The organism is Mesorhizobium sp. M5C.F.Ca.ET.164.01.1.1, from assembly GCF_004792125.1.
Lineage (GTDB): Bacteria > Pseudomonadota > Alphaproteobacteria > Rhizobiales > Rhizobiaceae > Mesorhizobium > Mesorhizobium wenxiniae.
In genome coordinates this window covers 1-20204 of sequence record NZ_SRTG01000005.1, presented here as the reverse complement: position 1 = coordinate 20204, position 20204 = coordinate 1, and the positions used below count along the sequence as shown (strand labels likewise).

The 20204-nt window shown below is 61.6% G+C and carries 14 protein-coding genes and 3 pseudogenes; all 17 read right to left on the bottom strand.

What is annotated here, in order from left to right; genetic code table 11:
* Nucleotides 1-89: 89 nt before the first annotated feature.
* The gene (locus EN807_RS24355) at nt 90-332 is read right to left on the bottom strand and encodes a DUF2274 domain-containing protein (RefSeq protein WP_029354949.1); all 243 of its coding nucleotides are present in this window, start codon (nt 330-332) and stop codon (nt 90-92) included.
* A gap of 12 nt (nt 333-344) precedes the next feature.
* Nucleotides 345-1559: a TrbI/VirB10 family protein gene (locus EN807_RS24350; protein WP_029354947.1), complete on the bottom strand. Its 1215-nt coding sequence runs from the start codon at nt 1557-1559 to the stop codon at nt 345-347.
* Nucleotides 1560-1570: 11 nt separating this feature from the next.
* A complete protein-coding gene (gene trbG / locus EN807_RS24345; protein ID WP_164746653.1) occupies nt 1571-2584 on the bottom strand; it encodes a P-type conjugative transfer protein TrbG in 1014 nt (337 codons plus the stop codon).
* A gap of 63 nt (nt 2585-2647) precedes the next feature.
* Nucleotides 2648-3316, bottom strand: a pseudogene (gene trbF / locus EN807_RS24340) (conjugal transfer protein TrbF); the annotation flags it as partial.
* Nucleotides 3317-4639 (bottom strand): P-type conjugative transfer protein TrbL, encoded by a 1323-nt coding sequence (trbL, locus tag EN807_RS24335; RefSeq protein ID WP_091595791.1) that lies wholly within the window; start codon nt 4637-4639, stop codon nt 3317-3319.
* 33 nt (nt 4640-4672) lie between these two features.
* Nucleotides 4673-5398, bottom strand: a complete 726-nt coding sequence (gene trbJ / locus EN807_RS24330; RefSeq protein WP_091595793.1) for a P-type conjugative transfer protein TrbJ — start codon at nt 5396-5398, stop codon at nt 4673-4675.
* Nucleotides 5395-7845 carry a conjugal transfer protein TrbE gene (gene trbE, locus EN807_RS24325; RefSeq protein ID WP_135936993.1) on the bottom strand — a complete coding sequence of 817 codons (2451 nt, stop codon included), beginning with the start codon at nt 7843-7845 and terminating at the stop codon, nt 5395-5397. Before trbE ends, trbJ begins: the two co-directional genes overlap by 4 nt.
* A complete protein-coding gene (locus EN807_RS24320) occupies nt 7839-8111 on the bottom strand; it encodes a VirB3 family type IV secretion system protein (RefSeq protein ID WP_024502852.1) in 273 nt (90 codons plus the stop codon). The genes trbE and EN807_RS24320 overlap by 7 nt, the downstream gene beginning before the upstream one ends.
* Nucleotides 8111-8419, bottom strand: coding sequence for a TrbC/VirB2 family protein (locus EN807_RS24315; RefSeq protein ID WP_024502851.1), 309 nt, complete (start codon nt 8417-8419; stop codon nt 8111-8113). Before EN807_RS24315 ends, EN807_RS24320 begins: the two co-directional genes overlap by 1 nt.
* A gap of 12 nt (nt 8420-8431) precedes the next feature.
* Complete coding sequence (trbB, locus tag EN807_RS24310; RefSeq protein ID WP_091595797.1) at nt 8432-9400, bottom strand: P-type conjugative transfer ATPase TrbB; 969 nt, start codon at nt 9398-9400, stop codon at nt 8432-8434.
* Nucleotides 9397-9810 carry a CopG family transcriptional regulator gene (locus tag EN807_RS24305; protein WP_095488561.1) on the bottom strand — a complete coding sequence of 138 codons (414 nt, stop codon included), beginning with the start codon at nt 9808-9810 and terminating at the stop codon, nt 9397-9399. The genes trbB and EN807_RS24305 overlap by 4 nt, the downstream gene beginning before the upstream one ends.
* A gap of 116 nt (nt 9811-9926) precedes the next feature.
* Nucleotides 9927-11951 (bottom strand): conjugal transfer protein TraG, encoded by a 2025-nt coding sequence (locus tag EN807_RS24300; RefSeq protein ID WP_024502848.1) that lies wholly within the window; start codon nt 11949-11951, stop codon nt 9927-9929.
* 219 nt (nt 11952-12170) lie between these two features.
* Nucleotides 12171-15509: a Ulp1 family isopeptidase gene (locus EN807_RS24295; protein WP_246684322.1), complete on the bottom strand. Its 3339-nt coding sequence runs from the start codon at nt 15507-15509 to the stop codon at nt 12171-12173.
* Between the two features lie 835 nt (nt 15510-16344).
* Complete coding sequence (locus EN807_RS24290; protein ID WP_135936992.1) at nt 16345-17307, bottom strand: prolyl oligopeptidase family serine peptidase; 963 nt, start codon at nt 17305-17307, stop codon at nt 16345-16347.
* Nucleotides 17308-17973: 666 nt separating this feature from the next.
* Nucleotides 17974-18205: pseudogene (locus EN807_RS36755) on the bottom strand (IS5/IS1182 family transposase); the annotation flags it as partial.
* Nucleotides 18206-18291: 86 nt separating this feature from the next.
* Nucleotides 18292-19341: a type 2 isopentenyl-diphosphate Delta-isomerase gene (gene fni / locus EN807_RS24285; protein ID WP_135936991.1), complete on the bottom strand. Its 1050-nt coding sequence runs from the start codon at nt 19339-19341 to the stop codon at nt 18292-18294.
* A gap of 85 nt (nt 19342-19426) precedes the next feature.
* Nucleotides 19427-20204: pseudogene (locus EN807_RS24280) on the bottom strand (hypothetical protein); the annotation flags it as partial.

Here is a 20204-nt window from a genome sequence, read left to right as displayed (position 1 = left end):
TGCATTCCAAGGTGTTTGATCCTATGCTTCGCGAAGAGCAGGTAGGCCGCGACAGCTAGGCAATGTTCCAGCTGCCTCTAGCGGAGGAGTCACGATTTTTCGGCAAGCTCCGTCGGCAGACCTTCTTTTCGGGCCTTGGCAAAGGCTCGGTCGCCTTCCAGAAACGCCGCCAGCATGAAAGGGATGAGTTCTGCCACGGTTTCAGACTGACGATAGGTCTGACGGTAAAGTGCAGCATACTCCTTGAGTGTTTGGCCCAGCTCCGCGCTGACGGTAATGGTGATCTTCGAAGCTGTTCGGTCTGGAAGCTTTCCAAGTTTCAGGTCAGCCATGGTAACTCCTGCTCAACTCGCGTATGGCCGCAGCACGATGTCCTTGTGCACGATGACGCGCAGTGGCCAACCTGGGCGGACGATGATGGTGGGCTGGATATTGAGGTTTTTTTCGGTGATGCGCTGGCCGGCTCGACTGGCGTTCTGCTGGGCTGATTCCCGGATCGCCTTGACCAGATCGCTCTCGTTTTCGCCGAGGCTGAATTCCGTGCCGACACCGAGCAATGTGGCAAGCGCCACCCCCTTGATCAGCTGCCAGGTGTGGAAATCGACTTTGTCTTCCAGCCCTGCGTAGCCGGCGGTGTCGCTCGCGGGCAGATTGTCGATTTCGACCGACGAGCCGTCGGGCAGCAGAATGCGCTGCCAGACCAGCAGCGCTCGCTTTTGCCCGAACGCGACGACGCTGTCGTAGACGCCGATAAGACGTGAGCCCTGCGGAATCAGCAATATGTTGCCCGTGACCGTGTCGTGCACATTCTCGGTGACTTGCGCGACGACAAGGCCCGGCAAATCGGAATTGATGCCGGTGATCAGGCTGGCGGCAATCACGCTGCCAGCCATCAGTTGATACGGCGAGATCGGCGTCTGCAGCGCATGCGGATTGTAGATCCCGCCAGTGCTCCGCTGGCTGAGGAAATCAAGCTTTCGCTGCTGATTGTTCTGGTCGCCTTCCGCCGGCGCCACCGAGGCTGACGCGCGTGCTGCTTCGGATTGGGGAAGTGCCTCAAATGGATGCTGAGCAGTTTGCACGCTCTCACCGACATCTGTCTGTTGAGCTCGATTTTCGACGCGGAAAAGCACCTGCGATTCACGCGCTTCGATCGCCTGCTGCGCTAGACGCTGCTCCTCGGCCGAGATGTCTTGGCCCGGCACGATGCCGAGCTGGCGCTGCCGCTCGAGGATGGGGCGACCGAGGTCGCCCGGCAAAGGTGGCCCAAGGACGGGAGGCTTCGGCTTCATGCCGGAATAGTCATGGGGAAGCGTATCGAGTCCCTCGACGGTTGGTTTGCGCTCAGTGCTGTAGAGATCTTCCGCCTGATCCCTGATGCGAAGGGCCGGCCCCTGGAGCGCCATCATGGCAACGCCGAACACAGCGCCGGATCCGAGCGCTGCGATCGCGATGATCACACCGCGCCTGAACCGCACCACGCGGCGGGGAGAGGCCCGAAGCTGCAGTTCCTCGGGATCCAGTTTCGGCGGGATGCCAGAGCGGGAATTTTCGATCATGAGCCCTCACCTCACCGGCTGGAACGCGAAAAGAGCGAGATCCGCCGTAGCGGTTGCCTGTCGTCAATCCTGCTGATGCGGATCACCTGCTGCTGCTTGGTGCCGAGGCGAAGTTCGGCCGCGGCGAAGAGCCGATCGACGATGTAATAGTTGCCGCGCACGCGATAGTTGACGAGCTCGCTGCTCCCATCTGCGCCGACGATGAAGAGTGGTGGCGCCTCGCCCTGATCTATGCGACGAGGGAACTCAATATAGACCTTGCTGCCGTCGTCGAAGGCTCGCGTCGGTCTCCAGGGCGGTGTGTCGCCACTGATCGAGTAGCGAAAGCGAAGGTTTTCGAGCGCGATATTCGACGCGACCGGTGTAACTGCCTCGGCTTGAGCATTGCGCTGGCGAAGCGCGATGATCTGGTCTTGGCTGTAGGTCCAGGAGATTGCCGCCATTGCTGTCTTCTCGGTGCTTTGAAGCTGCAAATGATAGGTCCGCCGGTCCGTCGTAATGACGACATTGGTGGCAAGACCCGGCGCGAAGGGTTTCACCAGAACATGGGTGCGCTGATTGTCACCGGTGCCGCTTGCGGTATCGCCTATGACCCAGCGCACGGTGTCGCCAGCCGACACGGCGGTTAGTTTCTCGCCCGGCTGCAGAGCGATGTCGGTCACGCGCTCCGGCGCGGCATAGAGCTGATAAAGCGCGCCATCGGTGAAGGGGTAGACTTGCACGGCATTAACATACCCGTACTTGGTGGGTTGCTGGGTCGCGGCTTTGTTGGCATCAGCGACGCGTTCTTCAGGGGGGCGCTTGTCCTCGGCCTTGCCGGACTCGGGCTGCAATTGGCCAGGCAGCGGCAGTGGTTTTGGCACCTCGACAATTCTAATCGGCCTCTCCGGCGCCTTCTCGATCGCGGCCGGTTTGAAGTCAGCAGCGTCATAGGAAATCTCAGGCGGCGGCACCTTCTTCGATGCACAAGCGGAAACGACCGCTGCCGACACCGATAGGATCAGCACGGCACGAATCGGTGACATTTTATCTTTCATTGGTGGACTCCGTCGGAGAAAGGGGGGTGGGACGGCGCTGTCGAGCTCGCGTGACCAGTCAATGGCGTTGATGAAGACGCCGAGCGGATTCTTGCGCAGCTGATCCGTATTGCTTGGCGAGCGGATCACGATCGTGAGGATCGCAGTCCAGCGCATCGTGCTGGCAAGGCTTCCGCGCTCAAACACCTGCTCGGTCCATTTGACCTGGAATGAACTTTCGGAGGCCCTGACCACGCTGGTGACCTGTACCGAGACACTGCGCGTTCCGATCTGACCGAAGGGGTCGTTCGCCTTGGCGTATTCGTTGAGGAAGAGCGCTGCGCGATCGCTAGCAAAGTCGTAAGCTGCCAACCAGTTCTGCCGTACCAAAACCGGATCGGTGGAAACGGAACGGACATTCTGGATGAAGCGGCCGAGATGCCAGGCGATCTGAGCATCCGAGGGCTCATAATTCCGGATTGCCGGCGCGACGGCGCGCGTCTCGCCGAAGCCATCGACCTCGACGACGTAAGGCACGACACGGCTTTGCATCGACTGCCATACGAGTCCGCCGGAAAGTCCGGTCGCCAAGGCCAGGCACCCAAGGGCCATGAGCCGCCAGTTCCTGGCCTGCAGTCGAGATGAGCCGATGCGCTCGTCCCACAGCTGGGCGGCTTTTTGATACGGCGTGACCGGTTCGGGTGTTTTGCCGTAACGGTGCACGGGTCGCTTGAAGAGCATCTAGTCATCCTTGTCGTTGAGAGAGGGGTTGGCGCTGCCTCCCGGCCGGTCTCCGTCTCGGACAGCTTGCATGGCAGCGTGGCGATGTGCACGGGCGGTCTGTTCAGAACGTAGGCGCCTTGCCCACGTCGGCGCCGAAACAGTGGCCGAACCGGCAGAGCGTTCGGTCATTGACGCGGTCGGCGTGCCGCCGGTCGCGGTCCACGCGGCATCGCGCCCGGCATCGGCGTTGCGCCCAACACTTGCAGTGGCGGATCGCGCTACGCGTATAGCAGCGCCGCCAGCGGCACTGGTTACACCATGCATTCCAGCAGCCACACCGGAGAGGCCAACGTCGGGCGAGGTTGCGCGCCCGATCTGCCAGGACGTGGAAGCAGCCGATCCCATTGTTGTGCCGGCGCGGATGGCGGCGAGACCGCCGCTGGTTGCCATACGCGCGCCAGAAAATGCCGTGCCTCCAGCAACGAGTGATACACCCGCTGCCGCCGCGGTCGTGCCGAGGGCGGCGCCCGCGCCAAGCTGCGGTGCGCCTGAGACAAGACCCGACGCGATCCCCGGCCCAAAAATGCCAAGGCCAAGCAGTGCCAGTGCGCCCAGTACCTGGGACATGGCAGCGGCCAGATCCGGCTCCTTGCCTTGCAATGCGGAAGCGAACTCCCCGAAGAGCGTGGAGCCGATGCCGACAATGACGGCGAGCACCATCACCTTGATGCCTGACGAGATAACATGGCCGAGCACGCGTTCGGCCAGGAACGCTGAACGGTTCCAAAGTGCGAATGGAACCAAAACAAAACCTGCCAGCGTGGTGAGCTTGAACTCAAGGATGGTGATGAAAAGCTGGATGGAAAGGATGAAGAAGGCGATGATGACCAGGAACCAGGCCATCAGCAGCACGAAGATGGTCAGTGCGTTGCCGAAGATTTCCGGGAAGCCCAGGAGCTGACTGGCTTGGTCAAGCATTGGCCAAGCACCTTCGAAACCGGTCGCGGCAATGCGGCCCGGGCGCAGGAGATTGTCTGCCGACAGATTGCCGGCCGACGCATTAATCCCGAGACCGGCAAAAGAACGATAAATGATATCGGCGAGGTTCTTGAAATTGTTCAGGATGAAGGCGAAGACGCCAACATAGAGCACCTTGCGGACAAGCCGGCCGAGAACGCTGGTCTCCTCGCCGAGCGCCCACGCCAGGCCGGCAAGTGTGATGTCAATGCCGATCAGAATGGTAGTGAGGAAGGCGACGTCGCCCGAGAGCAGACCGAACCCGCTGTCGATGTAGCGGATGAAGGTCTCCATGAAGCGATCGATGACGCCAAGGTCGTTCATGCCGCTGCCTTCCTCGTCGTGATGAACTCGTGATTAATTGCCGGGATAAGCCGAGCCGGTACCCAAGAATCGCTTCGTCATCTCGCGGGCGGCTTCCTCTGACTGGGCCTTGCGGGCGGCATCCTCGGCCTCAGCTCGAAACTGCGTTGCGAGCAGCGTCTGGATCTGCATCTGCTGCTTTGTCGAAAGCGCTATCAGCTGGTTGGTGGCCTGGCTTGCCTGAAGCGCACCGGCCGCCCCTTGGCTGCGGTTGACGAGATCGGCGAGCAGATCGCCGTCGGCGCGGACGTTCTCGACGATTTGCGACTGGACCCCCATGGTCTGGCGGAACGCCTGCATGGCGCTTTGCCAACGCTCGCGCGCAGCACTCGCCACATCGCTGACCTTGATCGTGGCGTCGTAGCTTTCCGGATATTGGCTGCGCCACTGGTCTTGAAGCTTGCCCAGATCAAAGCTGAGGCCACTCGCCTGGTCCATCAAGCCGTCGATGCGATGGAGCGAACCGGTGAGTTGGCCAACGGAAGAGAAATCCAGACGCTGAAGATTGCGCGCCATGTTCTGCAGCATGGTCGCCTGATTCTGCAGCGACTGGATCTGGTTGTTGATCTGCTCCAGGGCGCGCGCGGCCGTCAGCACGTTCTGCGCATAATTGGACGGATCGAACACGATAAGGGCGTAGGCGGGCTGCACATAGTCGGCCATAGGCTTGGCGATCAGGGAAACGGTGATCAGGCCGGAGAGAAGGCGTCGCCGCATCATGCTAATTGCTCCTTGTCTGGTTGAGGGAATTGCTTGAGAAGTTCGCCGGCCCAATCGAGGCCGCGCGCGATCAGGAACTGCGAGGCAAAGCTGCCTTGCCCGTCTTCGGACAGGATCCTGTCGATCAGAGTCTGCGTGGCCGGATCGGAAGCACCGCAAAGCGCAAGAGCGATGGGGCCAAGCCCGAGCTCGAACAGACGGTTGCCGCGGCGCGATTGCAGATAATACTGACGCTTCGGCGTGGCGCGGGCGATCAATTCGATCTGCCGCTCGCTTAAACCGAAGCGTTCGTAGGCTGTGCGCGCCTGGGGTTCCACGGCACGATCATTGGGAAGGAAAATGCGCTGCGGGCAGCTTTCGATGATTGCCGGCGCTATGGCAGAGCCCGCGATATCAGCCAGCGACTGCGTAGCGAAGACAACCGACACGTTCTTCTTTCGCAGCACCTTCAGCCATTCGCGGATGCGGGCGGCGAACAGCGGATTGTCGAGATAGACCCACGCCTCGTCGAGCATGATCAGCGTGGGCCGTCCGTCGAACCGTTCCTCAAGTCGCTGGAACAGATAGGTAAGCACCGGCAGCAAAGCGCCTTGGCTGTGCATCAGCTCCTCGGTCTCGAAACACTGCACATCCGACAAGGCCAGCCCATCATGATCGGCATCGAGCAGGTGGCCGAAGGGACCGTCGAGCGTGTAGGGCATCAATGCGGACTTCAGCGCATTGGATTGAAGCAGGACCGAAAGGCCGGTCAGTGTGCGTTCCTGCGCCGGCGCGGTGGCAAGGCTGGCCAGCGCTGACCAGATAGCCTCCTTCACCTCCGGCGTGACGGTGACGTTCTCGTGGGCAATAAGGCTGGCGATCCATTCGGCCGCCCAGCTTCGGCTAGCCTGGTCGTTGATGCTGCGCAGTGGCTGAAAGGCAAGGGAACCGTCCGCTCCTAGCGCGTGGTGTTCTCCACCCATGGCAAGTGTTGCAGCACGGGCCGAATTGCCTTTGTCGAAGACATAAACCTGGGCGCCGGCATAGCGCCTGAACTGCAGAGCAATCAGAGCAAGCAGAACCGACTTGCCGGCGCCGGTCGGACCAACAGCCAGCATGTGGCCGACATCTTCGACGTGGGTGGAAAGCCGAAACGGTGTCGACCCGCTGGTCTCGGCAACGAGAAGCGGTGGCGCTTCGGTTTGGGTGACTTTCGCGAGATACTCGTTTGTCGCAGGACCGGCCCAAACCGACGACAGCGGCATGAGATGGGCAAGGTTCAAAGTATGAACGAGCGGTTGGCGAACGTTAGCGTAGACATGGCCAGGCAATGAGCCGAGCCAAGCCTCGACCGCATTGACGCCTTCTCGGATCGTGGTGAAACCGATCCCATTGATGATGCGCTCGACCGCGCGAAGCTTCTCTGCAGCGGCTTGGCGATCCTCGCCCCACACCGTCACGGTCGTGGTGAGATAGCCGAAGCTCACATGATCGCCGCCCAATGCCTGAAGGGCTTCGTCGGCATCGAGCGCCTTGTTGTCGGCATCGCTGTCGACAAGCGGGACCGGCTCGTTGGTAATGACCTCGCGTAGGATTGCCACGATCGATTTGCGCTTGGCAAACCACTGCCGGCGCAACCGCGTCAGCGTCTTCGTGGCTTCCGTTTTCTCGAGCGGAATGAAGCGCGTCATCCAGCGATAGGCGAAATCCTGATGATTGAGGGCATCGAGAATCCCGGGCCGGGTGAGGTTCGGAAAGCCGAGGATGGTCAGTGTGCGAAGATGCTGCTCACCCAGCATCGGCTCCAGGCCACCGGCAAGCGGCGCATCGACCAGGATGGCATCCAGATATATCGGCGTTTCCGGGACCATGATAGGATGGCGGCGAGGCGAAATCGTGCCGTGGAGATAGGTCAACGTCTGAGCATCATCGAGGACGCGTACTTCGGGCATGAAACCCGAGAAGAGATCGAGCACGCGGTTGGTCTCGTCACGGAACCTCGCCAGATCCTGGCGCCAGTCTCTTTCTCCTTGGGAATAATGAGAGTCGACGAGCGCGCTTTCCGCGCGCGCCTGGGCGTCGGGCGGTGGCATAAACACTAAGGTCACATGATAGCGGCTCTCGTAGTGCGCTACCTTCCCCTCGAAAGCAGCGCGGCGTTCTTCGTCGACCAGCCACGACGCGGCGTCAGGAAAATGCGAGTTCGGATAGCCCAGCGCTTCTATGCGCTCGGCCTCAAAGAACAATGCCCAGCCAGAGCCAAGGCGTCTGAGAGCATTGTTCGCCCGGCCGCAAATGCCGACGAGTTCAGCCTCCGTCGCACTTTCGAGATCCGGGCCGCGGAACCGCAACGTCCGCTGAAAGCTGCCGTCCTTGTTGAGCACGATGCCGGGCGCCACCAAGGCAGCCCAGGGTAGATGGTCGGCAAGCCGGTCGGCTTTGCTTCGATATTCCGAAAGGTTCAGCATGCAAGCCACCCCTTCAGACGAAGGTGGCGCACAAGCACGCTGGCGAAGTCCGGATCGCGTCTTGCGGCAAAGACCGCTAACGAGTGGCCCGCGATCCAAAGCACCAGACCAGCAATCCATTGCTGCAAGCCGAAGCCAATGGCCGCGGCCACTGTACCGTTGAGGATCGCCACCGCGCGCGGAGCCCCGCCGAGCAGGATCGGCTCGGTCAGCGCCCGGTGGACCGGTACTGCGAAGCCCTCGATATGCTGCTCCCCGGCGGCCATCAGACGAGCGCCCCACCACCGAAGGAGAAGAAGGAGAGGAAGAAGCTCGATGCCGCGAAGGCGATCGACAGACCGAAGACGATCTGAATCAGGCGCCGAAAACCACCGGCGGTGTCGCCGAAGGCAAGCGTCAGGCCGGTGGTGATAATGATGATCACCGCAACGATCTTGGCGACCGGTCCCTGCACCGACTCCAGGATCTGCTGCAGCGGCTGCTCCCACGGCATGCCGGAGCCGGCGGCATAAACGGGGGCCGTGATAAGAAACGCGAGCGCTGTGGACGAAAGAAAGCGAAGCTTCTTGCGCATGAGGAAGGCCTTTCAAAGCTGCTGGAGTTGCGAAAGCGTGAGCGGGGCAACGGCGTAATCGCCGCTGCCGTCGAGACCGGTGACCTCGGCGATTGCGTCGATGTGGCGCGACGAGCCGCGGCCGGCGATGAAGACGAGCAGGTCGACGGCATCGGCGATGAGGCGGCGGGGAACGGTGACGACTGCTTCCTGTGCGAGCTGCTCGATACGGTAGAGTGCGGAGCGCGCCGAATTGGCGTGAACCGTGGCGATGCCGCCGGGGTGCCCGGTGTTCCATGCCTTCAGCATGTCGAGTGCTTCCGCACCTCTTACTTCGCCGACGATGATGCGGTCGGGCCTGAGCCGCAGCGTTGAGCGCACGAGATCGGCAAGGGTGACCGAGCCCCGCCTCGTTCTCAGGGCCACGCAGTCCCTGGCCGCGCACTGCAGTTCGCGCGTGTCCTCGATGAGGATCACCCGCTCGTCGCATTCTGCGACCTCCGCCAGCAGCGCATTGGCAAGGGTTGTCTTGCCCGAAGACGTGCCGCCGGCGACCAGGATGTTGCGCCGCTCGCGGACTGCCCTCTTGAGCACATCGACCTGCAGCGGCAGCATGATCCGGTCCGCGACATAGTCGGCCAGCGTGTAGAGCTTTGCCGCTGGTTTACGGATGGCAAAGCATGGCGCGAGCACGACCGGCGGCAGCAGACCCTCGAAGCGCTCGCCCGACGGCAGTTCGGCACTGACAATCGGATTGTCCGCGTGCGCCTCGACCCGCACATGGGAGGCGACCAGGCGGATGATGCGTTCCGCCTCGGACGGGTGCAGATGCACGCCCGTATTGACTCGGCCCTCGCCCAGCCGGTCGAGCCGCAGCGCACCGTCGGGATTGACCATCACCTCGATGACGGACGGATCGGCAAGGGCTTCGGTGATTGCCGGACCCAGGGCGGTGCGCAGCATGACACGCCGCCGGTGGTCGGCCTCGGGATGAGAGCTCATCCTTCCCCTCCCCCACCATTGTCTTTGCTAAGCGACTTTTTGCCGGAAGCGATCTGGCGGCCGACCTTCTCAACGAATTTCTCGAAACGCTCTTGGGCAATAGCCTGCGTTGCCCGATCCGGGACCGGCGTGTGGGCATGAAGGGTGATCGAAAAGCGGATGAAGAGCGCCAGGCTCTCCAGGATCACCTCGGAATCGCGCCTGACGTGGGCAAGATCGCGGGAGAGCCGGTCAAGCCTTACGCCGTAGCGCCGATCGAACTCGCTCTCGCCACGCCGCTCGATGAACGCCTCGATCGCCTTCGCCACGATCGCTGATTTGGTCGTTGACGGATCGCGACTGAGGTTGTCCAGTTTCTCGCTGAGCTCCGGCTCAAGCAGAAACTGATGGCGAATGCGGTGCGGCTTCATGCGGCTCGTTCCGACGGCCCGGCGTTGCGCCGGCGACGGGAGAAGCATCGGCCAGACGCTCAAAATTGCTTATGGCCGTTATCTACGCTGAGGTGCGCTCTGCAACTCAGCGGACTTCAGAAGCCGGGAATGACATCGTCGCCCCTGCCCTCGTTGATACCGTAGGCGCGGGCCGCAGTGGAAATCCGATCCATGACACGCTTGTCCGCGAGCGCTTCGCTGTCATCGTCTGCGGGCTTGTACAGATCGGCCTGATCGGGCTCTTGAGAGACAACAACGTCTTCTTCGGGCAGGCTTGGATGGCGTTGCTGCTGAACGCCTCCCTCGTCTTCAACTGGCGCGTCGGCGCTTTCCTCGTCCGCAGCAAGTCGGCTATCGACGCTGCACACTTGTCCAGTCCAGCCGTCCGGGCGTGATGCAGGGCAGTCCGCATAGGGCCCGTCGTGCAGCACCGGCGCAGGCAGCACCCGATCTGTGAAATTCTGATCCTGATAATAGCGCAGCTTCTTGGCGCGGATCGGCGGCAACCCAGAAACCAGGACCAATTCGTCTGACGGCGGCAATTGCATCACCTCGCCTGGCGTCAGGAGCGGGCGCGCGGTTTCCTGGCGGCTCACCATGACATGTGAAAGCCAGGGCGCAAGCCGATGGCCCGCATAGTTGCGCATCGACCTAAGTTCGGTTGCGGTGCCGAGGGCATCCGAGATGCGCTTGGCCGTGCGTTCGTCATTGGAGGAAAAGGCAATTCGCACGTGGCAATTGTCGAGAATAGCATTGTTCTCGCCATAGGCCTTTGAAACCTGGTTCAAAGATTGTGCGATCAGATAGGAGCGAATGCCATAACCTGCCATGAAGGCGAGCGCCGTTTCGAAGAAGTCGAGGCGACCGAGCGCCGGAAACTCGTCCAGCATCATGAGCAGCTGATGCTTACGGCTCTTCTTCGGGTCCCCCTCCAGACGCTCCGTCAACCGCCTGCCGATCTGGTTCAAGATCAGTCGCACCAAAGGCTTGGTGCGCGAGATATCCGAAGGCGGCACGACCAGATAGAGCGACAGCGGTCGCTCTCCATCCACTAGGTCAGCGATGCGCCAGTCGCAGGACGAAGTGGCCGCCGCGACCGTTGGATCACGATAAAGCCCGAGAAAGGACATGGCGGTCGAGAGGACGCCTGAGCGCTCGTTTTCCGACTTGTTCAGGAGTTCGCGAGCCGCCGAGGCCACTACGGGATGGACCTGAGGGTTATGCCCCGTCCCGAGATGGTTTGTCGTCATCATCCGCCGTAGCGTTGCGGCAAACGAGCGTTGCGGGTCCGACAGGAAGGTGGCGACGCGGGCCAGCGTCTTGTCCTCTTCAGCGTAGAGCACGTGCAAAATGGCGCCAACTAGGAGTGAATGGCTGGTCTTCTCCCAGTGGTTCCGTCGCTCCAGCGCGCCCTCGGGATCGACGAGGATGTCGGCGATGTTTTGAACGTCCCGGATCTCATCTGGGCCTTTGCGCACCTCCAGCAGCGGGTTGTAGCGTGCCGATCTCGGGTCGGTCGGATTGAACAGAAGGCAGTACGAGAATTTCGACCGCCAGCCGGAGGTCAACTGCCAATTTTCGCCTTTTATATCATGAATGATGGCAGACCCGGTCCAGGAAAGTAGCGTTGGAACAACCAGCCCCACGCCCTTGCCCGAACGCGTCGGCGCAAATGCCATGACGTGCTCCGGGCCGTCATGGCGCAGATAACGATCGTTCAGCCTACCGAGGAAAACGCCCGCCGGCCGTAACAACCCTGCCGTCTCGACCTCATGAGTCGTGGCCCACCGTGAAGACCCATAGGTCGTAACCGACCCGCGCTGTCGCGCGCGCAAAAGCGAGCCAGCGATTGCGGCGGCACAGCCCAGGAATCCGCTGGCGCCTGCAAGCGTACCGGCTTTGTCGAAGACCTCCGGCGCATAAGCATCGAAGTGGAACCACCATTCAAACAGCTTCCACGGCTTGTAGATTGGCCAGCCGGCGAAGAGAAACCATGGTGCGCCGAGAGGCGTCTGGTAGGTCAGCATTTGAGCGCACCATTGGGTTGCCGTCCATACGCCGATAATGACAATTGCGCACACAACGGCGATCTGCCCGATCAGTAGCTTCGTAGGTGTCATCGGCTTGGCCCGCTGAACAACGCGACCTAGCATCGCGCGGCGCAGCCGGGACAGGAATGTTCCTCACATACGATTTGGGAGCAATGAACGACTTCCTACGTATGCAGGTCGGTCAGCACGCGTGTTGCGCCTTCACGCGACACCATCCGCCACTCCATCCTTTCCATTCACCCTGAGGCCCGGCGCCGCCGACAGTTGCGTGACCGCTCCTCCGCAAAGTTATCTTCTGCGTTCAGGGAGCCACGGCGCCTGGGCTGGCTGATGAACACCGTCCGCTCGCGCATGTGGGGTCGAATTGATTTGTGCCCAAGTGGAGGCAGGCTCGTCTTCCAACAGTTGCCGCAGTTCCCCTGGCTCGAACGCCATCATCGGTGGGGAAGCGGGTTCATCCTCCAACAGTTGCCGCAGTTCCCCTGGCTCGAACGCCATCATCGGTGGGGAAGCGGGTTCATCCTCCAACAGCTGCCGCAGTTCCCCTGGCTCGAACGCCATCATTGGTGGGGAGGCAGGCTCGTCTTCCAACAGTTGCCGCAGTTCCCCTGGCTCGAATGCCATCATCGGTGGGGAGGCGGGTTCATCCTCCAGCAGCTGCCGCGGCTCTTCCTCGTGCGGCAAGCGCCTCCTTAGCCGGTCTTGCAGCGCCTGCCGATCGGCAACGAGGTTGTCGAGGGGCAGCGGCTCGTGGTCTGGCCGCTGCCCTTTCACCAATCGTTCAACCAGCGCCCACGTGCCCTCCAGGACAAATACGCCGCAATCATAATGGTTCGTCTGTCTGGCCATGGGGGCTGGCGCCAAGGTGGCATTCAGCAGTCCTGCGAGCTGTTTTGCAGGCACGTCGTTATATCCCTCTCGCTGGAGGGAGTCGTAGTGATAGGCGAACCGCCTTTCCGGGTCGCGGCGATCAACGAGCAGCAGCGACCAATGGGTGCCGGGGCTAGTAGCCGTGCCATTATTCACTGGCAAGAACAGGAAGTCGGCTGTGGCGTTGTTTTGATTATAGATGGACTGCAATATGCCTCGAGCGTCTTGCGGCGACGTGTGTCGCAGTAGATGGGATACGGAAGGATCCACCAGCCGAGTCCGGGCAGCGAGCGCCGGATTGATCCCCTGCAGTTGCCCCTCCAGCAAATTGTAATCTCTCTGGATATGGGCGTCGCTCAGCCATTCGGCGGCGCCGAGCACCCGCCCCGTTGCAACGTTGAACGGGGCTGTCGGATCGAGCGCCCCGATCTGAGCCCCAGAGGAACTGGTAGTCAGTGTGGTCACATCAACCAGTGGAAGGCCGCGGTAGGTGCCTGGCAGCCTAGCGGTTGCTGGCGAGGCGGGTTGGGGAGCTCTTGCCGGTGCCGCTGGCCCAGCTTCAGCAGCGGCCCCAACGCGCCTGGTGACTGCGTCTGCCGGATGAGCAGAAAGGACAGTTTCGCGCCCGAGCACAATGCGCGGCAGGATATCCCGGAGGTGAGCCAATGCAGAACTGATACTTAGCCTATTACCATAGGAGACAGCCTTGAAGCTCTCAACATCTTTATCCAGCGATTTGTCGTGAATCCGAGCCGCAATCCCAAGCTTGTTATTTTGACGCAGGTACTGACTAAAATGTCTAAGAAAATTTGTATAGCCGCCCACGGTATCTGGATTCCGTCCGGTCGCAGGCGCTGCCAGGTACTCCTTGGTCGAAGCGGCTCTGTAATTTCTAATGAGCTCGGCATCGTCAGGATAGGGGATCACGACAGGGCGAGCCATAATCGGGGCTCCGCCTGTCGACTTCTTGAGGTAACGCAGTGCGCCAGCCACGGTGGAGGAACCACCCGTACTCTCGTACTCCTTGAGATCCTGATCCAGCGACGAATGGTAAAGCCGAGCAGCAAACCCTGGCTTGTTGTTTTGAAGGAGCCACCGACTAAAGCCGAAAAGAGAATTTACATTGTAAGTGACCGTGTTCGCTTTGGCCTTACCCGCGTGGAATGCTGCCCTCAGCCCTTCGATAGCGGTCGCATCGTTGGAATAGACAGGACGCTTGTCGGCACCGTCGGGGACTACAATTGGACGATCCGGCTGCACTGTCGAGGGCATCGACCCACCACCTCCGGGATGCGGTGCTGGGGTGGATTCGTGCTCATCCCTCTGCCTGACGAGCTGCGCCTCACATTCCGGTGTAGCCACCTTATGAGGATCCTGCATCGGTTCGATCCCCTCCATCTCCTGCTGCAACCAAGCCAAAGCTTGGCGAGCGGCCTGCGCGGCTTCATCAACCGCGGAGGATGTCTCCACACCTCTGGCGGACGCCGGCAGAGCCTGCTCCGCCCGCCGTGGAAAGAGCTCTGGCGAGGCGGATTTCTCCGCCCACAATCTGGGCTGCGTAGCGAGTCCCCGTCCAGATTTATGTGGCACCGCCTCGCTTGGCAGCGGGCTGCTCCTGTCCCGTGCAGCTACCAGCTCCTCCGGGGCGCCTTGGTCGCCGTGGCGCCAGTTCAAGTGAGGGACGGCCTCTCCAAAGTCGGGCGCTTGGTGTTGGTGCGCGGTTGGGGCGAGAGACAATGGTAGATCGGTGCCCTCCTTATAACCTACCGGCAGGAGCTCCTCTGGCCAATCGAATCCCTGCTGTGGTGCGGTATGCTGAGCAGCGTCGCCACGGGGACGAGCCTCCATGCTGACCGCGTTTTCCAGATGATTCCCGAGTATAACGCGCGGCGGGTTCTTGCGGAGATAAACCAGCGCAGATTCGATCGGAGCTCCACCATTAGAGGAGGCGGCCTTGTAGCTCTCAACATCTTTATCCAGCGATTTATCGTAAATGCGACCCGCAATTCCGAGCTTGTCATTTTGACGTAGGTAATGACTGAAATGGTTAAGAGCAGTTGCGTAGCCGCTCGCGGATCTGAAATGTCTGGTGAGCGCGGCGTCGTCAGGATGGGGGTTCAGGACAGCGCGACCCACAATCGGGCCGGCTCCGCCCATCGACTTCATCAATTGACGCAGTGCGCCAGCCACGGTGGAGGAACCACCCCTACTCTCGTACTCCTCGAGATCCTGGCTCAGCGACGGATGGTAAAGCCGAGCAGCAAGCCCTGGCTTGTTGTTTTGAAAGAGCCAACGACTAAAGCCGAAAAGAGAATTTGTGCTGCGAGTGACCGTGTCCGGCCTGGCTTTACCCGCAAGGAGTGCTGACTTCAGCCCTTCGATGGCGGTGGCATCGTTGGAATAAACAGGACGCTTGTCGGCACCGTCGGGCACCACAATTGGACGATCCGGCTGCACTGTCGAGGGCATCGACCCGTCGAGATGCGGTGCTGGGGTGTATTCGTGCTCGTCCCCCTGCATCACAAGTTGCGCCTCCCGTTCCGATGTACCCACCTGATGGGTGGGGAGTTGCATCATCACGCGAGCGCCTGAGTTGCCAACCTCACCTGGTTGCCGCTCAGTGACAGCATGCTGCAGATTGCTTTGGATCCTCTGCCTCTTCGTTGGTCTCAACTCACCTTTACCATGCGAGCCATTGACGAGGACCTCCTCGCCTGGCGCACCCATCAACTCGTCCGCCGCCTGCAGTTCGCCCAAGTGCTGCTCAAAACCGGCTTGGCCGGCCTGTCCGCTTGCTCGTGCGGTACGGCGTGCTGCACCTGCAGCCAAGCTGCCACGATGAATGTCTAGTTTGTACGGGTGCACGCTATCCTCACTTCCACAGATCACATGAGCAACCTACTCAGGCAAGCTTTCGAGAGGCTGACGAGGTCCGCCGCCGCGGAAGGCGAAGGCTGGTTTTCTGCTCAGCGGTTGACGGCCTCGCGTGTTGCGGCCGCGCCGGGTATCACGCCAATCAATCTGAATAGTCGATGCGTCAAACGAACCAGGATGGGATTTTCGTAGCGGGGCTGCTCTACTCACTCTTGTCCTGAGGGCAGAATTCAACCATATCGCCGAGCAACTGGATGCCGATTGGATACCCGATCCGGAAAGCTTCAGCTCCTATGTGACGCGAGGATGAGAATCGTGGCAGCTCCAGACCGGCGGGCTGCCACCGACACCGGCGATGACCGACGAGGGTCTTCTATTGCCAAGGCAATCGTCCGTTCTGGGACCTATGTGTTCCAATGCTCGTCGAGCGGATCGGGTGGGCGGCACCGCCGTAGCGTTACGGCGAGCGGAAGCGGCGTTGGTGTGCGGCTTTTCCCCTGAACGCTTCACACGAGGCTGATAGTGGATCTTGCAATCGCACACACGCGGTCTGCAGGCGTGCCCATCAAGCAGTTTGCGCAGACCAACGTCGCGGCGAGCCGATCCTCAATACGCAGCGCAAGTCCTAGACTCCACGATCGTCCTTCGGTGAAGATTTGCTCGCGCCTCGCCCTGATTACAGCCGATAAGGCGAGCTAACAATTGCAAGAGCCACAAGCTATTCCAGCTCGATCGGTTTGGTGTTCCAGTCGGGCGGGGTCTGACCGAGAATGTTGCGAACGAAGAAGTCTAGGAGTTTGCGCTCGGTGTAGGTGCCTAGAGTATGGTGATTGGCACCAGGAACGTAGACCATGTCAAAATCTTTTCCTGCCTTGATGAGTCGATCGGCAAGCTGGAACGAGCAAAACGGATCGACATTATCATCCATTTCGCCGACCGCGATCATCAGCTTGCCCTGCAGCCTGTGAGCATTGTCAACGGCGGAGGATTGCGAATATTCAATGCCGACCGGCCACCCCATCCACAGTTCGTTCCACCAGGTCTTGTCTATCCTGTTGTCGTAGCAGCCGTTTTTGGCGACGGCGACCTTGTAGAAATCGGGGTGAAAGAGCAGCGCGCTGACTGCACTCTGGCCGCCGGCGGATGCGCCAAAAATGCCGATGTTGGATATGTCGTACCATGGCGGCGTGTAGCGGTGGCTGAGCTCCCTAGGGTCCCCTTTCCTTGCATCGAACGTGGTGCTGGTACAGTCGTAGCTTGCAAGGTCGCAGCTCCACCGGGTGTCTTCAATCTGGAAGTCGAGCCTGCGACCATCCTCACTCAGTTCGAAACGGTCGAACGGAAGATTGCCGGCTTGATAGCTCTCATGGCTCACCTTGTTTAGCGCTGCCGCCAGACGCGCCTGATCGAAAGCGGGCCGCTTGAAACCCGTGGCAGCATCGACCTGCATGAACTGCTGCTCGCCGTGGCTAGTCCGGCGGTAGACTAAGGCTTCACCCCCGGTCAGCCAGAAAGGCATTTTGGGGACATTGACAGTGAGCCCGCCATATCGATCGTTGATCGTAAGTGCGCGCTTGAAATCGGCCGGCGCTAGCGGCGGGTGTAAACTTTTCGAACCCTTGGCCAGCGTCTGAGTTGCCGATCCCCGTGCCGCGCGCGTCAAAGCGCCGATCCTGGACATACCTGTTCACTTCTTTCGGTTTTCGGAATGCGAATTTTGAAGTTGGGTTCTCGTCGCCGGTCTGCAGCAGCGCCGAGCGTCGCCTTGGAGGAGAGCCAGCACGCGGGTGCAGCCAGGCCGCGCAACAGGGGCGCTCCTTGGACATCCAGGCACTGGTCGGGTGCCGATTGAAGAGTTGGCGTCCGCCGCCGAAACAACCAGGAAAGAGCGTCCATGCAGCCCTGACGCGACTATTTCCTCCGCGAGTATGGCCGCTTGCTTTTCTACATCATCTGAAAGGTCCTGCTCTAGTCGGGCCGGATGTCACCCCGGCAGAAATCATTGTGCTATTTCGACAATCTCCGAGCGATTGCCGCCGGCCCATGACGAGGTTTACCGATAGGGCGCAATATGCGTGCCAAAGGAAAAGCGGTTTAAATACACGGCAATCCGCCTATGTCGTATCCCCAACATCGTCGTACACCGGACAATGCCGGACGAAATTGTCCCGGGGCGTCAAATTGGTTTTGATGGTGACCCAAGGAGTTCTGGCCTTATCTGAGGCGTTCGGCCTTTTTCGAAAGCCGGACTCTTCGCGCGTTTCCGGCGACCCGAAGCGCCTGATCAAAGCTGACGGCATTCCCGGGTCTTGGCCTTGCCACAGCAGCACCTGCTGCATCAATTCCGACGGACGCTGTAGAACACCTGCAACACACGGCCCGCAGCAATTTCTCCGGCGCAACGCTGGGGCGACCGCCTTTGGCACTGCAGGCGTACATGCCGGAAAGGATGCCGTCTAGCCGCACCAGCGCTCCATTGATCATCAGCCGGTGCGGGCACAAGGATGATCGGCTGGAACGAAATCTTCCAACCGCTTCATCGTGAACAGCTGCTCCATGAACACATCGCTCCCGTGCATCGAGCCGTCTCGCCAGGGGGATCAATAGTCTGTCTTTGGCGTAGGTATTTCAGCAGCCTGCTGCTAGCGTGCGGACGACGCCGACATCAACCGGCGGACAAATGCGCCGAGGGCAACAAGCGCGCCTGACGCAACGCCGCCAGATCAGCCGAGCCGGTGCAGAAGCAGGCCACGGCCAACTGGCGGATGACGATCTCGAAATGCGCGACAACCGCCTCGGTGGACACTGTCGCCGCGCCCAGCACGCTGGCCGCCTGCCCGGCGATGTCCGCGCCCAGGCGGATGGCCTTGGCCACGTCGACGCCATCGCGGATCCCGCCCGACGCGATCAGCTTCACCGTTGGCAGCGCCTGACGTACCGCCTGCACGCTGGTCAGGGTGGGAATCCCCCAATCGGCGAACGCCATCGCCACTGCACAGTCGGCGGCATCGCGGGCGCGCTCGCCCTCCACTGCGGCCCAACTGGTGCCGCCGGCGCCGGCGACATCGATCACCGCCACGCCCGCCTCGACGAGCGCACAGGCCACCGAGGCGGACAGGCCCGCCCCCACTTCCTTGGCCACGATCGGCACGCCCACGCTGCGCGCGGCGCCAGCGATCAGCGCCAGGACGCCGCGCCAGTCGCGGTCGCCCTCCGGCTGTACCGCTTCCTGCAGCGGATTGAGATGGACGATGAGCCCATCGGCCTCCAGCGCGTCCACCGCGCGACGCGCCAGGTCCAGGCCGTCGGCCTCGCGCAGTTGCGCGGCGCCGATATTGGCCAGCAAGGGAATGTCTGGGGCCAGGCGGCGCAGCGCGCGCGTTAGCCCCTGGGAGTTGCGGGATTGCAGGCTCACACGCTGCGAACCGACGCACATGGCGATCCCCAAGGCTTGCGCTGCCTCGCTCAAATGCCGGTTGATGGCCTCGGCCCGTGGCATGCCGCCGGTCATAGAGCTGATCAGCAGCGGCGCGCGCATAGCCTTGCCCAGCAGCGAGGCGCGCAGGTCGATCTGCGTCAGGTCCAACTCGGGCAGTGCGCAGTGTTCGAAACGGATGTACTCCCAGCCAGCGGCCACCGTGGCCGGCGCCGTTCGCCGATCCAGCACGATGTCCAGATGTTCGTCCTTTCGCCGGCTCAGGGCGGTGTCGCTCATGCTCGCTCCGTCCGTAGCAGCGGGCGACGGCGTTGCGTCGGATCGAACCGACGGCAGCGCGCCCAAGCCGCCGCCTCCGGCGCGTTCAGGCCGACGCACGCTGGCCTCCCCCTGCAGCGTCGCTGCGGTAGCGGCTGGTCGAAGTCTGGTAGTACTGCGCGCGGATCGCCGCCATGGCCTCGATCAACGGTCCCCACGGCGCGGGAAAGCATTCTTCCGCCATCACCCGGTGCAGCATGCGCGTATGGCCGGCCAACTCGTCGTTGAGGAACTCAACCACAGGCATAGCCGGATAGCGCTGCAGCAGCAGGATCGCCGCGTTGTCGGCCCCGCCGGCCGACCTGTCCTTGTCGCGTCCATGCAGATCGTTCTGCAGGCGCCCTATCACTGAGATGAGCCGCAGGACCTGGCGAAACGCTGGACGCGCGCGCAAGGTCGCCATGTCCAGCCCCCACAGCAGCGACAGGCAACAGAACACGTTCCCGTAAGCGATCGAATCCATGCCGTTGTGCAGGTACTCGGCGTAAGACCAGCGTCGCGCCCCTGCCGCCTGCGCGTGTCCGGCGCGCAGCGCCGCGCAGTAGCACCGGGTATAGTCGAGAAGCCGAGCATAGTCGCGACGATCGTAGGCGAGCGCAGCCAGCGAAGCGCGCAGCTGAGCGCAGCCTCGAATCCGGAGAGCACGCACGGCACGCCCTTCCCCAGCGCCTGCTCCACGGCGGCGAGCTGCTCCGGTGCGATCAGGCCAAGGTCGTTGCAATCGTCGAGCCAGAACAGCAGCGCCAGTTCGCGATAGAACGCCACGATCAGCGTTTCGTCCTGCGGATCGCGGCCGGTGCGGGCGCTGGTGTCGCGCAGGCTCG

What these genes read in the sequence shown, in the direction of transcription:
- EN807_RS24320 (WP_024502852.1), bottom strand. Translation starts at nt 8,111, where the DNA reads ATGGCCGCCGGGGAGCAGCATATCGAGGGCTTCGCAGTACCGGTCCAC.
- fni (WP_135936991.1), bottom strand. Translation starts at nt 19,341, where the DNA reads ATGAGCGACACCGCCCTGAGCCGGCGAAAGGACGAACATCTGGACATC.
- EN807_RS24290 (WP_135936992.1), bottom strand. Translation starts at nt 17,307, where the DNA reads ATGTCCAGGATCGGCGCTTTGACGCGCGCGGCACGGGGATCGGCAACT.
- EN807_RS24355 (WP_029354949.1), bottom strand. Translation starts at nt 332, where the DNA reads ATGGCTGACCTGAAACTTGGAAAGCTTCCAGACCGAACAGCTTCGAAG.
- trbL (WP_091595791.1), bottom strand. Translation starts at nt 4,639, where the DNA reads ATGAACGACCTTGGCGTCATCGATCGCTTCATGGAGACCTTCATCCGC.
- EN807_RS24300 (WP_024502848.1), bottom strand. Translation starts at nt 11,951, where the DNA reads ATGACACCTACGAAGCTACTGATCGGGCAGATCGCCGTTGTGTGCGCA.
- EN807_RS24350 (WP_029354947.1), bottom strand. Translation starts at nt 1,559, where the DNA reads ATGATCGAAAATTCCCGCTCTGGCATCCCGCCGAAACTGGATCCCGAG.
- trbG (WP_164746653.1), bottom strand. Translation starts at nt 2,584, where the DNA reads ATGTCACCGATTCGTGCCGTGCTGATCCTATCGGTGTCGGCAGCGGTC.
- trbB (WP_091595797.1), bottom strand. Translation starts at nt 9,400, where the DNA reads ATGAGCTCTCATCCCGAGGCCGACCACCGGCGGCGTGTCATGCTGCGC.
- EN807_RS24305 (WP_095488561.1), bottom strand. Translation starts at nt 9,810, where the DNA reads ATGAAGCCGCACCGCATTCGCCATCAGTTTCTGCTTGAGCCGGAGCTC.
- EN807_RS24315 (WP_024502851.1), bottom strand. Translation starts at nt 8,419, where the DNA reads ATGCGCAAGAAGCTTCGCTTTCTTTCGTCCACAGCGCTCGCGTTTCTT.
- trbE (WP_135936993.1), bottom strand. Translation starts at nt 7,845, where the DNA reads ATGCTGAACCTTTCGGAATATCGAAGCAAAGCCGACCGGCTTGCCGAC.
- trbJ (WP_091595793.1), bottom strand. Translation starts at nt 5,398, where the DNA reads ATGATGCGGCGACGCCTTCTCTCCGGCCTGATCACCGTTTCCCTGATC.